At 61.0% G+C, this 15616-nt stretch carries 14 protein-coding genes; 6 read left to right on the top strand and 8 right to left on the bottom strand.

What is annotated here, in order from left to right; translation table 11 throughout:
• The 6 genes from ND528_RS23045 to dksA all read right to left on the bottom strand — a co-directional run bounded on the left by ND528_RS23045 (position 1) and on the right by dksA (position 8337).
• On the bottom strand, positions 1-1401 hold the full coding sequence (locus tag ND528_RS23045) for a polynucleotide adenylyltransferase PcnB (RefSeq protein ID WP_178083632.1): 1401 nt from the start codon (positions 1399-1401) through the stop codon (positions 1-3).
• 736 nt (positions 1402-2137) lie between these two features.
• Complete coding sequence (locus ND528_RS23040) at positions 2138-3574, bottom strand: sigma-54-dependent transcriptional regulator (RefSeq protein WP_039761623.1); 1437 nt, start codon at positions 3572-3574, stop codon at positions 2138-2140.
• Between the two features lie 22 nt (positions 3575-3596).
• Positions 3597-6551, bottom strand: coding sequence for a sensor histidine kinase (locus ND528_RS23035; protein ID WP_161984088.1), 2955 nt, complete (start codon positions 6549-6551; stop codon positions 3597-3599).
• Positions 6535-6711 carry a hypothetical protein gene (locus tag ND528_RS23030; protein ID WP_003176118.1) on the bottom strand — a complete coding sequence of 59 codons (177 nt, stop codon included), beginning with the start codon at positions 6709-6711 and terminating at the stop codon, positions 6535-6537. The genes ND528_RS23035 and ND528_RS23030 overlap by 17 nt, the downstream gene beginning before the upstream one ends.
• 77 nt (positions 6712-6788) lie before the next feature.
• Positions 6789-7682, bottom strand: coding sequence for a tRNA glutamyl-Q(34) synthetase GluQRS (gene gluQRS / locus ND528_RS23025; RefSeq protein ID WP_263471306.1), 894 nt, complete (start codon positions 7680-7682; stop codon positions 6789-6791).
• A gap of 211 nt (positions 7683-7893) precedes the next feature.
• The gene (gene dksA / locus ND528_RS23020) at positions 7894-8337 is read right to left on the bottom strand and encodes an RNA polymerase-binding protein DksA (protein ID WP_101157646.1); all 444 of its coding nucleotides are present in this window, start codon (positions 8335-8337) and stop codon (positions 7894-7896) included.
• Between the two features lie 332 nt (positions 8338-8669).
• On the opposite strand from dksA, the gene ND528_RS23015 reads away from it, so the two are divergent.
• Entirely contained in the window at positions 8670-9839 is a 1170-nt protein-coding gene (locus tag ND528_RS23015; protein ID WP_137215591.1) for a pyridoxal phosphate-dependent aminotransferase, read from the top strand.
• Positions 9839-10552 carry a DNA/RNA nuclease SfsA gene (gene sfsA, locus ND528_RS23010; RefSeq protein ID WP_122706084.1) on the top strand — a complete coding sequence of 238 codons (714 nt, stop codon included), beginning with the start codon at positions 9839-9841 and terminating at the stop codon, positions 10550-10552. Before ND528_RS23015 ends, sfsA begins: the two co-directional genes overlap by 1 nt.
• Here sfsA and ND528_RS23005 read toward each other — a convergent pair.
• On the bottom strand, positions 10549-10866 hold the full coding sequence (locus tag ND528_RS23005) for a Rieske (2Fe-2S) protein (protein WP_122506697.1): 318 nt from the start codon (positions 10864-10866) through the stop codon (positions 10549-10551). The two genes, sfsA and ND528_RS23005, sit on opposite strands and share 4 nt — an antisense overlap.
• A 164-nt stretch (positions 10867-11030) precedes the next feature.
• Here ND528_RS23005 and ND528_RS23000 point away from each other — a divergent pair, with 164 nt between their 5' ends.
• Genes ND528_RS23000 through ND528_RS22985 form a run of 4 tightly spaced genes read left to right on the top strand, consistent with a single transcriptional unit; the run spans position 11031 to position 14572 of the window.
• Positions 11031-11903, top strand: coding sequence for a heme/hemin ABC transporter substrate-binding protein (locus ND528_RS23000; protein ID WP_263471305.1), 873 nt, complete (start codon positions 11031-11033; stop codon positions 11901-11903).
• A gap of 50 nt (positions 11904-11953) precedes the next feature.
• Positions 11954-12937 (top strand): FecCD family ABC transporter permease, encoded by a 984-nt coding sequence (locus ND528_RS22995; protein WP_178084504.1) that lies wholly within the window; start codon positions 11954-11956, stop codon positions 12935-12937.
• On the top strand, positions 12934-13704 hold the full coding sequence (locus ND528_RS22990; protein WP_408005060.1) for a heme ABC transporter ATP-binding protein: 771 nt from the start codon (positions 12934-12936) through the stop codon (positions 13702-13704). Before ND528_RS22995 ends, ND528_RS22990 begins: the two co-directional genes overlap by 4 nt.
• Positions 13705-13723: 19 nt before the next feature.
• Positions 13724-14572: a ChaN family lipoprotein gene (locus tag ND528_RS22985; RefSeq protein WP_263471303.1), complete on the top strand. Its 849-nt coding sequence runs from the start codon at positions 13724-13726 to the stop codon at positions 14570-14572.
• Positions 14573-14806: 234 nt separating this feature from the next.
• Here ND528_RS22985 and ND528_RS22980 read toward each other — a convergent pair whose 3' ends face one another.
• Entirely contained in the window at positions 14807-15601 is a 795-nt protein-coding gene (locus ND528_RS22980; RefSeq protein WP_263471302.1) for a Crp/Fnr family transcriptional regulator, read from the bottom strand.
• Positions 15602-15616: the final 15 nt, after the last annotated feature.

The raw sequence follows: 15616 nt of genomic DNA, 5'->3' as shown, positions 1-15616 counted from the left end.
TTACTCGCCCGTCGCGCTCGAAGCACCGGCGCGCTTGCGCTTGGAACCGCCGCTGCGGCGCCGTTTGCGTGGCGCGCCGCTGGCATCGTCGCCCTTGCCGCTGAGGTCGCGGATCATGTCGCGACGCTCGCTGTCGTTGGCGTCCTGATAATCGGTCCACCACTCGCCGAGGCCATCGGTCTCCTCGCCGGCGCTTTCACGCAGCAGCAGGAAATCGTAACCGGCACGGAAGCGCGGGTTGTCCAGCAACAGATCGGCGCGTTTGCCGCTGCGCCGTGGCAGGCGTTCCTGCATGTCCCAGATTTCGCGGATCGGCATGGTAAAGCGCTTCGGAATTGCGATGCGCTGGCACTGCTCGGCAATCAGCTCGTGAGCGGCTTCCTGCATCGCCGGAATCGGCGGCATGCCACGTTCCTGCAGACGCAATACGCGCGCCGGCAGCGCAGGCCAGAGCAGGGCGGCGAAGAGGAACGCCGGGGTCACCGGTTTGTTCTGCTTGATGCGCAGGTCGGTGTTGGTCAGTGCTTCGCTGATCAGCGTGTGGGTATATTCCGGATTGTATTCCAGCGCCTCGGCACTGGCCGGGAACAGCGGCGAGAACAGTTGCAGATCAACCAGCATTTCAAAGGTGATTGCGCCGTGCCCGGAGAGGAACAGCTTGAGCACTTCTTCGAACAGCCGCGCCGACGGAATCTCGCGCAGCATCGGCGCCAATTCACGGATCGGCTGCACGGTGTGCTTCTCGATGCCGAAGTTGAGCTTGGCGGCGAAACGCACGGCCCGCAGCATGCGCACCGGGTCTTCCTGATAGCGCTGCTTCGGGTCGCCGATCAGACGGATCAGGTGATTGCGGATGTCGTGCACGCCATTGGCGTAATCGAGAATGCGCTCACTGACCGGATCGTAATACAGGGCGTTGATGGTGAAGTCGCGACGTTGCGCGTCTTCTTCCAGGGTGCCGTAGACGTTGTCGCGCAGAATCCGCCCGCTCTCGTTGCGCGAAGACTGGTTGCTGTCTTCGTCGTCTTCGTTGACCGGGTGGTTGGCGCGGAAGGTCGCGACTTCAATGATTTCGCGACCGAAATGGATGTGCACCAGCTTGAACCGGCGACCGATGATCCGCGCATTGCGGAATTCGGCGCGCACCTGCTCGGGGGTGGCACTGGTGGCGACGTCGAAGTCCTTGGGCGTGATGCCCAGCAGCATGTCACGCACGCAACCACCGACCAGATAAGCCTGGTAACCGGCACCTTGCAGGCGTTCGACGATATTCACCGCATAGCGGCTGAACTGCGTTTTCTGCAGCGAATGTTGGCCGCTGTTGAGCACTTCAGGGGTGCTGCGGATGTGTTGCGTACGACGCACGGGAGTTCGGAATGACTGGAACAGCTTCTTCAGCATGGGATGCACTGTTTGAAGGAATGTTCGGCCATACCAAAAGAATGACCGCATGATGGGCGCAGATTCTAGCATTTAGTCGGGGGATGGTGTAGGAGACAGCAGATTCGAGCTGAAAGCCGCAAGCTACAAGGGTGAAGCGGGGGTAGAGCGGAGGATTTTTTGCAGAAGGGAGAAACTACAAGGGGAGCCGAAGCTCCCCAAGAAGTAGTTGCGTGCTCTTTTTATTATTGATTCGGGCTTCTTGTTTTTGTTGAGTGCCCTCGCCACGAAGTGTTTCCCTCGTGACCCTCCCAATCGGGAGCCAAGAGCAAACGGATTGCTTTGGTCGCTGAATTGCAGTGATCTCTCGATCCAACCAGTACAGGCTCTGTCTTAGGACAGTTTTTGTTGTTCTCGGCCTGGTCGTGGGGCAAGCCCCAAATACAACGCCTCTCCAAAAGAATCAGTTAGCTGCGCCTCTCGCCGTCTTGTTTTTATTGTGCGTGAGTCGATTCGTCTTATTTTTATTGTCTTGTGCATTGCTTGTTATTGTTCTTGTACCAAACATATAGCAGGGTGCGTGCCAACTTTTGCCAAGCCCAGTAAAACAAGGGGTTAGGTCGATATAACCGTTTTGCAGGGGCGAAAAAAAGCCGGGGTTTCGTTACCGATAACCCCGGCTTCTGTTACGTGAATCGACTGCGGTAACAGTTTTTTCACATTGTCATGCGTTACCCGCGCACGCGGTGGGTAACGCTCAGCTCTCGCTGGCAACCCCGGTCTTGCGCCGTGGAATGCCCAGACGCTGGCGGCGTTCCCACAGGCATTTGCGGCTGACGCCCAGTTTGCGTGCCAGTTCGGTCTCGGTCATGTGGTCCTGATGCTCGAGGACGAAGTGCTGGAAATAGTCTTCCAGCGACAGATCCTCGGTCGGCTCATGGCTGCTGTTGCTGGCGTTACCGCCGGTTTGCGGCGGCAGACCGATGAACTCATCGTCCTCCAGATCGCTCAGCTCGATGTCGATGCCCAGCAGGTCGGCCGAAATCTCCGGGCTTTCGCTGAGAATCACCGCGCGCTCGACAGCGTTTTCCAGCTCACGGACGTTACCCGGCCAGGAATAGTGCCGGATCGCCTGTTCGGCATCGGCAGCGAATTTCAGGTCGGTGCGATTGATCCGCGCGCTCTGGCGAGCGAGGAAGGCATTGGCGATTTCGTTGACGTCGGCGCCGCGCTCGCGCAGCGGCGGCAGCTTCAGGGCAATCACGTGCAGACGGTAATAAAGGTCTTCACGGAACTGACCGATTTTCGCCAGGCTCTTCAGATCGCGGTGAGTTGCAGCGATCAGGCGCACATCGACTTTCTGTGACTGCACCGAACCTACGCGGCGAATTTCGCCCTCCTGCAGAACCCGCAGCAAGCGCGCCTGAGCTTCGAGGGGCAGTTCGCCGATCTCATCGAGAAACAAGGTGCCGCCGTCCGCCGCTTCGACCAGACCGGCGCGACCGGCACTGGCCCCGGTGAACGCGCCTTTCTCGTGGCCGAACAGTTCGGATTCGATCAGGCTTTCCGGAATCGCCGCGCAGTTCACCGAAATCATCGGCGCCTTGGCGCGTTTCGACAGATTGTGCAGAGCGCGGGCCACCAGTTCTTTACCGGTACCGGACTCACCCTGAATCAACACGTTGGAATCGGTTGGCGCGACTTTGCGGATCTTGCTGTACAGGTCCTGCATCGGTGGGCAGGAGCCGATGATGCCAATTTCACCATTGCTGTTATCCACAGCGGCTTTGCCATTGCCAGCGGCAGGCTTGCTCGCCGTAGCTTCGCCGGCAGCCGGCGCCGACTGGCGATCGCGCAGGATCCGCGCAACCGCCTGGAGCATTTCATCGTGGTCGAACGGCTTGGCGATGTAATCGACCGCGCCCATTTTCATCGAGTCGACCGCCGAGCGCAGGCTGGCGTAACTGGTCATGATCAGCACCGGTGTGCCCTGGCCGAGCTTGATCAGCTCGGTGCCCGGAGCGCCCGGCAGGCGCAGGTCGCTGACGATCAGATCGAACGTAGGAATGGTGAAGCGTTCTTGTGCTTCCTGCACTGATCCGGCTTCGCTGACCTGGTACTGGTTGCGTTCCAGCAGGCGGCGCAAGGCGGAGCGGATGATTGTTTCGTCTTCGACGATCAAAATGTGCGGCATTGATTCGATACTCTCGACGGTCTCAGTTCACAGCGGACGTCGCTTCGACATGACGCGGTAAGGTCACCCGGATACGGGTGCCGCGTTGGCTTTGTACATCAGCCGGGCTGTCGATGGTGATTTGTCCATAATGCTCTTCAACGATGGAATAGACCAGTGCAAGGCCCAGACCGGTGCCTTCACCTGGATCCTTGGTGGTGAAGAAAGGTTCGAACAATCGGTCCATGATGCTCGACGGAATACCACTGCCTTCGTCTTCGACGATCAGATCGACCGTGTGTTCGCCGGCTTCGCTCTTGACCCGTACCGCGCTGTGCGGCGGCGAGGCGTCGCGGGCGTTGGAGAGCAGATTGATCAGTACCTGTGCGAGCCGTTGCGGGTCGCCTTCGACCCAGTGGTCGGGATCGCACAGGTTGTAGAACTGCACTTCGAAATTGCGTCGGTTCAGCGCCAGCAGGCCGATGGCGTCCTGCGCGACTTCGGCCAGACACACCGGTTCGTCGTTGTGCTGATGACTGCCGGCATGGGCGAAGCTCATCAGCGACTGGACGATGCGCGAGACGCGTTTGGTCTGCTCGAGAATCTGCCCGCTGATTTCCGTCAGCTCGCCGTCATCTTCGCGCTCTTCGCGCAGGTTCTGCGCCAGGCAGGCGATGCCGGTGATCGGGTTGCCGATTTCGTGGGCCACACCCGCTGCGAGTCGGCCGATGCTGGCCAGCCGTTCGGAATGCACCAGTTTATCTTCGAGCATCTGCGTTTCGGTCAAATCCTCGACGAGTAGCACCAGACCACTGTTACCCGGTGCCAACGGCTCGTCGATTGCCGCTTTGTGCAGATTCAGCCAGCGGGTCTGACCATCAAGGGCCAGGTGCTGTTTGTGCAAATGCTCGTCGGGCAGGTTGATGAAGCCTTGCAGCAATTCTTTCCACGGGTTGGCGATGGTGCTCAGGCGCGAACCGACCACTCGCTGTGCGGCGATGCCGGTCAGCTCTTCCATGGCCTTGTTCCACATCAGGATCTCCTGATCCTTGGCCAGCGAGCAGACGCCCATCGGCAGTTCCTGCAAGGTCTGGCGGTGGTAGCGGCGCAGGGCATCGAGCTCGGCGGCCAGGCCGGTGAGGCGCGAGTGGTAATCCTCGAGACGGCTTTCAATGAAATGAATGTCTTCGGTGACGTAGTTTTCGCCGCCAGCCTTATAGGGCAGGAAGGTTTCCACCATGTCCTGCGCGACGCTAGGCCCCATCAGGCCGGACAGGTTGGCCTCGATGCGGTCGCGCAACCGGCGCAAGGCATACGGCCGGCGTTCATCGAAGGGCAGATACAAGTCGCGCAGCGCTTGCTCGACCTCTTTCTGCGCAGCCTTGGCACCCAGCGGCTTGGCCAGTTGCGTGGCGAACTCCTGCGGCGAGGCGGCGTGCAGTTCGCGGCGTTGCGGGCGGCGCACGTTGTCCACTGCACAGGCTTCGGCGGCGCTGGCTTCTTCCGGGCTGGCGTTGGTGAACAGCGAGATCAAAGTGAACATCAGCACGTTGGCCGCCAGCGAGGCGATGGCCGCCATGTGCCAACTGGTGTCGTCGAGCACGTAGATCATGTTCAGCAGCGGGATATAGAAGCCCTGCAGATTGCCGACCAGCGGCAGCAGCATGGTCACCACCCAGACCGTGATCCCCGCCAGCAGACCGGCAATGAAGCCGCGGCGGTTGGCGGTCGGCCAGTACAGCACCGACAACACCCCGGGCAGAAATTGCAGGGTCGCAACGAACGCGACGATGCCGAGGTTGGCCAGATCCTGCTCGACGCCGAGCATCAGGTAGAAACCGAAACCGGCCATGATGATCGCCACGATCAGCGCCCGACGGGTCCATTTCAGCCAGCGGTAGATGTTGCCTTCGGCCGGCGGTTGATAGAGCGGCAGCACCAGGTGGTTCAGCGCCATGCCCGACAAGGCCAGGGTGGTGACGATGATCAAGCCACTGGCGGCGGACAGGCCACCGACGTAGGCGAGCAAGGCCAGCGGTTTGCTGTTGGCGGCAATGCCGATGCCGAGGGTGAAATATTCCGGATCGGTGGTGGCGCCGAGTTTCAGACCGGCCCAGAGAATCAGCGGTACGGCGAGACTCATCAACAGCAGAAACAACGGCAGGCCCCAACTGGCGCTGACCAGCGAGCGCGGGTTGAGGTTTTCCGTAAAGGTCATGTGATACATGTGCGGCATGACGATCGCCGAGGCGAAGAACACCAGCAACAGCGTGCGCCACGGGCCTTCCTGCAACGGCGTATGCAGGGCGGCGAGGGCGGTCTGGTTTTGCAGCAGCCACAGCTCGAGCTGTTGCGGCCCGTCGAACACCCCATACAGTGCATACAGGCCAACGCCGCCGAGGGCGACCAGTTTGATGATCGACTCAAAGGCAATCGCGAACACCAGCCCTTCGTGTTTCTCACGGGTGGCGATATGCCGGGAACCGAAGAAGATCGTGAACAGAATGATCAGCGCACAGAACGCCAGCGCCACGCGACTCTGCACGCGCTCGCCGGTGAGGATGCCGATCGAATCGGCCACGGCCTGAATCTGCAAGGCAAGCAATGGCAAGACGCCAATCAGCATGAAAATCGTGGTCAGCGCACCGGCCCAGGTGCTGCGAAAGCGGAAGGCAAACAGGTCGGCCAGCGACGACAGTTGATAGGTGCGGGTGATTTTCAGGATCGGATAAAGCAGCACCGGCGCCAGCAGAAACGCACCGGACACGCCGAGATAGCTGGACAGAAAGCCGTAACCGTACTGATAGGCCAGGCCCACCGTGCCGTAGAACGCCCAGGCGCTGGCGTAAACCCCCAGCGACAAGGTGTAGGTCAACGGGTGGCGAATGATCGCGCGCGGGATCATGCCCCGTTCGCTGACCCAGGCCACGCCGAACAGCGCCGCCAGGTAGGCCGCGCTGACCAGGATCATCTGGGTCAGGCTAAAGCTCATCGGCATCTTTTTGGCTCTGCAGGATGAAGGTCACGACAATCAGGATCAGCCAGAGCAGATAAGGGCGATACCAGGCGCCCGTCGCGTCGATCCACCAATCCATGATGGCGGGGGAGAACAGGTAGATCCCGACGACCAGAAGCAGGACCAAGCGATAGATGTACATCCCGGCCTCTCTTTTTTATGCGCGTGCCCGAAAACGTGCGGCGATGGTAACGGATGGGCGCGCGACTGCAAGTGTCGTCATTGCAGTTGCGCTTCGGGCAGGGTCAGTGTGCGCGGGATCTTTTCGGCATCCCAGTGCGCGCTGCCCCAGGCCAGCAGTTCGCGCGGCGAGGCGTGCGCCAATTCAGCGCCGGGATTCTGCCCGAGCGCGCGCAACGCCCGCAGCAGCAACGGCGTGGCTTGATCGGCTTCAAGCGGCGGCGAGCGGTAGGACTTGCCGAGTTTGTTGCCGTCCGGCTGGGTGATCAACGGCAGGTGCAGATAGCGCGGCTGTTTCAGGCCGAGCAGTTCTTGCAGGTATAGCTGACGCGGCGTCGAATCTAGCAGGTCGGCGCCGCGCACAATATCGGTAATGCCTTGCCAGGCGTCATCGAGTACCACCGCGAGTTGATAAGCATAAAGACCATCGCGCCGACGGATGACAAAGTCGCCGACATCGCGGCCCAGGTGCTGGCGGTATTCGCCCTGCACGCGATCAATGAAGTGGTATTCCAGCTCCGGCACGCGCAGGCGGATCGCGGCGTCGTGCTGATCATGCCCGGCATTGCGGCAAAACCCCAGATAAATCCCGTGATAGGGCTCCAGTTGTTTGCGCGAGCAGGTGCAGGCGTAGGCCAGGCCATGATTGAACAGGCTATCGAGCACTTCGGCATAAGCCGCGTGTCGATCGCTCTGACGCACCATCTCGCCATCCCATTCGAAGCCGTAACTTTCCAGCGCCTTGAGAATCGCGGCTTGCGCACCGGGCTCTTCGCGCGGCGGATCGAGATCTTCCATGCGCACCAGCCAGCGCCCACCGACGGCGCGGGCGTCGAGGTAAGACGCCAACGCAGCGACCAGCGAACCGAAGTGCAGGTGGCCACTGGGGGTGGGGGCGAAGCGGCCGATGTAGGCGGGGGATTTGGCAGTCATGGAGGCGATAAAGGCTATTCAGAATTTGAGCAGGTTACCTCTGTGGGAGCGAGCCTGCTCGCGAAAGCGCTGTGTCAGTCAATAATGAGCTGTCTGAAGGGACGCTTTCGCGAGCAGGCTCGGTCCCACAGAGGCAGAAGCAGGTTCCGCGGGCAAAACACAGAAACAAAAACGGAGCGTTCGCACGCTCCGTCTTTCGTTCAGGTCGAGATTACTTGCCGACCTGCTTTTCCTTGATTTCCGCCAGGGTCTTGCAGTCGATGCACAGATCCGCCGTCGGACGGGCTTCGAGGCGCTTGACGCCGATCTCGATGCCGCAGGACTCGCACCAGCCGTACTCTTCGTCTTCGATCAGTTGCAGGGTCTTGTCGATTTTCTTGATCAGCTTGCGCTCGCGGTCGCGGGCGCGCAGTTCGAGGGCGAACTCTTCTTCCTGGCTGGCACGGTCGGCCGGGTCAGGGAAGTTGGCCGCTTCGTCTTTCATGTGATCAACCGTACGGTCGACTTCCTGCATCAAGTCCAGTTTCCACTTGTTCAGGATCTTGGTGAAGTGCGCGCGCATCGGAGCGCCCATGTACTCTTCACCCGCCTTCGGAACATAAGGTTCGAAGCCGCTGATCGTCGCTTGCTGCTGTTGCTTTGCTTGGGTGGACATGAAATAGACCGCCTCTACTCTTGTAATCCATTGCGCAGGATTGCTCCATCACCGACACCTGCCGGCCCTGCGGCTGCAAGCGGGCGAACTTACCAGATCAAATCAGCCTGCGCTACTCCCGGATGTCGAGCCCCCGGCGGGTGGCGCTTGCAGATGTCTGACAAGCCGTGTCTGTGGGAAGGGAGACCTGTTCAATCACTGATTTTAGTCAATCCTGGAGCGTACGTTCAGATCGTTACAGTCCAGCGTTCTTGAGGCTGTGACCTTCACGGGTTCTCGCTCGTTCCGGCAGACAGGTAGAATCGTCTCTTTTTTCCGTCGAAGGCATTCCAATGGGCCCCTACAGTGCGCGCAGTCGTGCGATCGAACCGTTCCATGTGATGGCGCTGCTGGCGCGGGCCAATGAATTGCAGGCTGAAGGCCACGATGTGATTCATCTGGAAATCGGCGAGCCGGACTTCACCACTGCCGAGCCGATCATTCGCGCCGGCCAGGCCGCGTTGACTGCCGGCAAGACCCGTTACACCGCCGCCCGCGGCATTCCCGAACTGCGCGAGGCGATCGCCGGGTTCTACCAGTCGCGATACGGCCTGAACATCGACCCACGGCGGATTCTGATCACACCGGGCGGCTCCGGCGCGCTGTTGCTGGCCAGTGCCCTGTTGGTCGATCCGGGTAAACACTGGCTGCTCGCCGACCCGGGCTACCCGTGCAACCGGCACTTTCTGCGGCTGGTCGAAGGCGCGGCGCAACTGGTGCCGGTGGGGCCGGATGTGCGTTATCAACTGACCCCGGATCTCATTGATCGGCACTGGGACCACGACAGTGTCGGCGCTCTCGTCGCTTCGCCGGCCAACCCGACGGGCACTTTGCTGACGCGCGATGAACTGGCCGGGTTATCCACAGCGATCACGGCCAGGCACGGGCATCTGGTGGTGGACGAGATCTACCACGGCCTGACTTACGGCACCGATGCCGCCAGTGTGCTGGAAGTCGATGACAGCGCTTTTGTCCTCAACAGTTTTTCCAAGTATTTCGGCATGACCGGTTGGCGCCTGGGCTGGTTGGTGGCGCCAGAAGCGGCGGTCAGCGAACTGGAAAAACTCGCGCAGAACCTCTACATCAGTGCGCCGAGCATGGCGCAATACGCGGCGCTGGCCTGTTTCGAGCCGGCCACCATAGCGATTCTTGAAGAGCGCCGCGCCGAGTTTGCGCGCCGTCGCGACTTCCTCCTGCCGGCGCTGCGTGAACTCGGTTTCAACATCGCCGTCGAGCCGGAAGGCGCGTTTTATCTGTACGCCGATATCAGCCGTTTCGGCGGTGATGCCTTCGCATTCTGCCGACATTTCCTCGAAACCGAGCACGTTGCCTTTACGCCGGGACTGGATTTCGGTCGTTATCAGGCCAGCCATCACGTGCGCTTCGCTTACACACAAAACCTCGCACGATTACGGGAAGCCGTGGAACGCATTGCGCGCGGCTTGAAGAGCTGGCAAGGCTGATGCGCTTTTATCCTGCTCTGGAAGAAGCGCGGCTGATTCGCCGATATAAGCGTTTTCTCGCCGATATCGAGACCGTTAGCGGGGAGTTGCTGACCATTCACTGCCCTAACACCGGTTCGATGCTCAATTGCCAGGTCGAGGGCGGGCAGGTCTGGTTCAGTCGCTCAAATGACCCGAAACGCAAATTGCCCGGCACTTGGGAAATTGGCGAAACCCCGCAGGGCCGGCTATTTTGCGTCAACACCGCACGCGCCAACGGATTGGTCGAAGAAGCCTTGCAGGCCGGCGTGATCACCGAGTTGAACGGCTTTACCGCGTTGAAGCGTGAGGTTGCCTACGGACAGGAAAAAAGCCGCATCGACTTCCGCCTCGAATACCCCAGCGGCCCGGCGTATGTCGAAGTCAAAAGCGTCACCTTGGGCTTCGACGGCACGGCGGTGGCGGCGTTTCCCGATGCGGTGACCCAGCGTGGCGCCAAACACCTGCGTGAGCTTGCGCATCTGGCGCGCGACGGCATTCGGGCGGTGCAGTTGTACTGCGTGAACCTTACCGGCATCGATGCCGTGCGCCCGGCCGAGGAAATCGATTGGGCTTACGCCGAGGCGCTGCGTGAAGCGGTCGCCTGTGGTGTTGAGGTGTTGGCCTACGGAGTGCGCCTGGACCACGAAGAAATGGTCATCGATCGCCGACTTGATGTGCGGCTAAACGGTTAAACGTCGATCCAAACGCCTTGTGTATCTTCCCGGCATTCAATTGCCGTGAGCGACTGCCCGGCGCAGGGGCCGGCGACGCATTCGCCGTTCTCGATCAGAAACAGTGCGCCATGGGTGGCGCACTGGATCAGGCTGTTGCTCGGGTCGAGAAACTGGTCGGGCTGCCATTCCAGCCCGACACCCCGGTGCGGGCAGCGATTGAAATAGACAAAGACTTGGCCACCTCGACGCACGGCAAACAGCTTTTTGCCTTCGATTTCGAAACCGCGACTGCCGGCTTCGGCCAGATCGCTGCCGGCGCAGAGAAACTTCATGGCTATCCTCTAATGTCCGCTCGTGTCGGGATATGTCCGAGCTTGACGTTCAAATGCAAACAATTATCAAATGGCGACCTTCTCCCACTGGGAGTCTGGCCGTTGCCGAGGATACTTGGCTCGCTGCGCCGATGCCCGGGAAACCTTGTTCAAGGAAGCTGTGTATGCGCCTGAAAACCCGCGTTGTCGTGCTGTGCGTCGGTCTTTTTCTCAGCCATCAGACGATCGCGGCGGATTTACCGCAACGCTGGGTCAGCGCCGGCGGGGCACTGTCGGAATGGGTCAGCGCGTTGGGCGGCGAGTCGAAGCTGGTCGGGGTCGACACCACCAGCCAACATCCCGAATCGTTGCAGGCGCTGCCGAGTATCGGTTATCAGCGCAGCCTGTCGGCGGAAGGCATCTTGAGCCTGCGCCCGGACATTCTGATAGGTACTGGAGAAATGGGACCGCCGCCGGTTCTGGCGCAAGTCAAAGCGGCCAAGGTCAAGGTCGAGTTGTTCTCGGCGCAGCCGGATCTGCCGACGCTGGAAAAGAATGTCACCCATCTGGGCCAGTTGCTCGGCGCACAAAACCAGGCGGCGCAGCTACTGCAGAGTTATCAACAGCAACTCCAGGCTCAGACAGTGCGCGTTGCCCAAGTGCAGACCACGCAGAAAGCCCCCGGCGTGTTGCTGTTGCTCGGGCATGCCGGCGGCAAGCCGTTGATCGCCGGCAAGGACACCGCCGCCGATTGGTTGCTGCAACAAGCCGGCGGGCACAACCTTGCGACGCATACCGGCTACAAACCGTTTTCTGTCGAATCCCTCGCCAGCCTCGATCCCGAAGTGCTGGTGTTCGCTGACCGAGCGTTGACGGGCGAGGCGGCAAAAGCCGCGTTGTTCAAGGAAAATCCGATCCTCAATTCCAGCCGCGCGGCCAAGAGCGGGCGGGTGATGGAGCTGGATCCGACGCTGCTGGTTGGCGGCCTCGGGCCACGGTTGCCGGCTGCTTTGCAAACCCTGACTGACGGCTTCTACCCGGCCAAGGGCGGCCAATGACCACACTGGTCAAACCCCGCGGCTTGTTTATCGGCCTGACATTGCTGTGTCTGCTGGCGATCTGGCTGTCGCTGGCATTGGGGCCGGTGAGCCTGCCGTTGTTCGATACCCTGCGCGCGGCGCTGCGTCTGATCGGCGTGCCGCTGGCGCCGCAAGGATTGGAGCAGGCCGAGCTGATTCTCGGCCAGATCCGCCTGCCGCGAACCTTGCTCGGCTTGGCGGTCGGCGGCGTGCTGGCGCTGTCGGGGGTGGCAATGCAGGGCCTGTTTCGTAATCCGCTGGCCGATCCGGGGCTGGTCGGGGTGTCCAGTGGCGCGGCGCTTGGCGCGGCGATTGCGATTGTCGGCGGTTCGTTATTCGGCGGCCTGCCGGAGTGGTTCGGGCCGTATCTGTTGTCGGTGTGTGCGTTTCTTGGCGGGCTCGGGGTGACGGCGCTGGTCTACCGGCTGGGCCGGCGCAACGGTCAGACGCATGTGGCGACCATGTTGCTGGCCGGTATCGCGCTGACGGCGCTGGCCAGTTCGGCGGTCGGTCTGTTCACTTACCTGGCCGATGACGCCACGCTGCGCACCCTGACGTTCTGGAATCTGGGCAGCCTCAACGGCGCCAGTTACGCGCGACTGTGGCCCTTACTGATCATCACCATCGGCGTGGCGCTGTGGCTGCCGCGTCGGGCCAAGGCATTGAATGCCTTGTTGCTCGGTGAATCCGAGGCCGGTCATCTGGGCATCGATGTCGAACGGCTCAAGCGCGAACTGGTGTTCTGCACCGCGCTGGGCGTTGGCGCGGCGGTTGCGGCGGCGGGCATGATCGGTTTTGTCGGGCTGGTGGTGCCGCATCTGGTGCGCCTGCTGGCCGGCCCGGATCACAAAGTTCTGTTGCCAGCCTCGGTGCTGGCCGGTGCGAGCCTGTTATTGCTCGCCGATCTGGTGGCGCGTCTGGCGCTGGTGCCGGCGGAGTTGCCGATCGGCATTGTTACTGCGTTTATCGGCGCGCCGTTCTTTCTTTATCTGCTGCTGCGAGGGCGTGCCTGATGCTGTCTGCGCGCGATCTGCATGTCCGCCGTGGCCGCAAAGCTGTGCTTAGTGGAGTCACGCTCAGGCTCGAACCCGGTCAAGTGCTTGGCGTGCTGGGACCGAACGGCGCCGGCAAAAGCACGTTGCTTGGCGCATTGTGTGGTGAGTTGCCCGCCAGTGACGGCAATGTCTCGCTCGAAGGTCAGGCGTTGAGCCACTGGAGCGGAACGCAGCGGGCACAACGACTGGCGGTGTTGCCGCAGGTTTCAACGCTGGACTTTGCCTTCGCCGTGGAAGAGGTCGTCGGCATGGGCCGTTTGCCGTACCAGACCGGGCGCGTACGTGATGACGAAATCGTCGCGGCAGCGCTGGCCGCCGCCGATGCCGGGCACCTGAGTGGGCGCAGCTATCTGGCGTTGTCAGGTGGCGAGCGTCAGCGCGTGCATCTGGCGCGGGTGCTGGCGCAACTCTGGCCGGGTAAGGCCGGGCAAACCTTGTTGCTCGACGAACCGACCTCGATGCTCGATCCGCTGCATCAGCACACCACCTTGCAGGCGGTGCGCGAGTTCGCCGATCGCGGCGCGGCGGTACTGGTGATCCTGCATGATCTGAATCTGGCGGCGCGTTATTGTGATCGCGTGCTGCTGCTGGAGGAGGGGCGCCCGGTCGCGCTGGATACTCCGCAGCAGGTGCTGCGCCCGGATACGCTAAAAGCGGTGTTCGGCCTGGAGGTATTGGTGCAGCCGCACCCGGAGCGTGGGCATCCGCTGATCATCGCCCGCTGATCAATCATCGAGGTGTCGCATGCGTGGATTGTGGTTGTTGGCGCTGGTGTTGCTCGCGGGGTGTCAGCACGTGGCGGTTCCGCCGGTGGGCGCTGATATCCGCGATCTGCGCAGCGGCGAGGTACTTACGGCGCAGCAATTGCTGACGCGTCTGGCTGAGCCTGAGCGTTTGATCATCGGTGAGCAGCACGACAACGCCGATCACCATGCCGCACAGTTGTGGCTGTTGCAGGCGCTCGGCGAGCAACGGGCGCAAGGCAGTCTGCTGCTGGAAATGCTCACGCCGGATCAACAAGCGAAAGTCGATGCGGCGCGCCAGTCGAAATCCGTTCCGGCAGACCTGCCCGCGGCATTGGCCTGGCAAGAGGGCTGGGACTGGAATCTTTACGGGCCGATCGTGCGCTTCGCCCTGACGCAACCGTATCCGTTGCTGGCGGCCAATCTCGATGACAGCGAAATCCGCGCGTTTTACCGAAATCCACCGGCTCTGAACGGTGCGCGCAGCAATGCGCTTTCGGTTAAAAAAACTTTGCTTGGGCAAGTCAGTGAATCCCACTGCGGCCTGCTGCCCGAATCACAGATGCCGGCAATGCTGGCGATTCAGCAACAGCGTGATCGGCGAATGGCCGAACGCATGCTGGCGGCGCCGATGCCTTCGATTCTGCTGGCCGGTGCCTGGCATGCGCGCAAGGATGTTGGCGTGCCGCTGCATCTGTCGGATCTCGGCGCTGGCAAGGCGCCGATCGTATTGATGCTGGCCGAGCAGGGCGATGTGGTAACGGCGGCGATGGCCGATTACGTCTGGTACACGCCTGCCACGCCGAAGCCGGATTACTGCGAACAGATGCGACAACAGTTCGCCAAATGACTTTTCCACAGGCAAAAAAAAGACCCGGTAAAAAACCGGGTCAAATAACCGTGATTAGCCTGATGAGGAGATAATCTGAGAGTCCGAACCAAGGGCTTTTCAGAATATCGACTGATCTCGCGACCAGTTGTGATAATCATAGCGATTCTCATTACCGCGTCAACCGCTGATTTTGCAAATCTGTAATTTAGTTTTTCGAATGATCTCGAGGCCACGCAAACTAAGGGGTTTGCGCTAGATACGATGCGTCGTCAAATGCGTAATCTGCCGATTCAACTGGCCGATGCGTCGAGCCATCCCCTCGATCAAGCTGTGGGCGATCTTCGGATTGCTGCGGGTCATGCTCAAAAACTGATCACCGGGAATCAACATCACCGTGCTCGGCTCTGACGTGACTACCGTGGCGTTGCGCGGCTCGCCGGTGAACAACGCCAGGGCGCCGAAAATCTCGTCCCTCGGCACGTCGCCGACCTTGTGCCCATCAACAAAAGCCTCGGCATGCCCGTCGATAATCACGAAGACATGATCCGCTGCATCGCCCTGTTGAATCAGCACGGCGCCCGCCTCAACGCGTTTGAAGCCGTTGGTGCTGCGAAACTCCCGGGGTTTCAACTCGGCCACGGCATGGGCGAGCAGCGCCATTTGCCCGAGCAGATAGCTCAGCAACTGCTCCGATCGATCAGGGTCGGCATACAAATGCTGCAAAACCTCATCGCGCCCATAGGGCACTAGGCGCACAGCGCTGTCGCTGCAAATGCGGCAGTCGCTCCATTGCTCGCCACGTTGCAGGCCGAGCAGATCACCTTCCTGCCAATAGAACAGCGCTCGGCCTGCAATGCAGCCATGCACCACGCCCTCGGTCAGCAGAAACAACTGATCGCTCGGCACCTGTGCAAACAGATCGTCCGTTGCCTCCAGCTCGATGACCGGCGCGCATGGCGACAAATCCTGCAGCCATTGCCCGGGAAGATTCTGCAAGCGATTGATCAATGCGTCGGCGTGGGCCGATTGTTCCCCCAGTAAATACATGGCGTCAGCGCCTGT

Source organism: Pseudomonas mercuritolerans (assembly GCF_025706525.1).
GTDB lineage: Bacteria > Pseudomonadota > Gammaproteobacteria > Pseudomonadales > Pseudomonadaceae > Aquipseudomonas > Aquipseudomonas mercuritolerans.
This window is presented reverse-complemented; position numbering and strand designations above follow the sequence as displayed.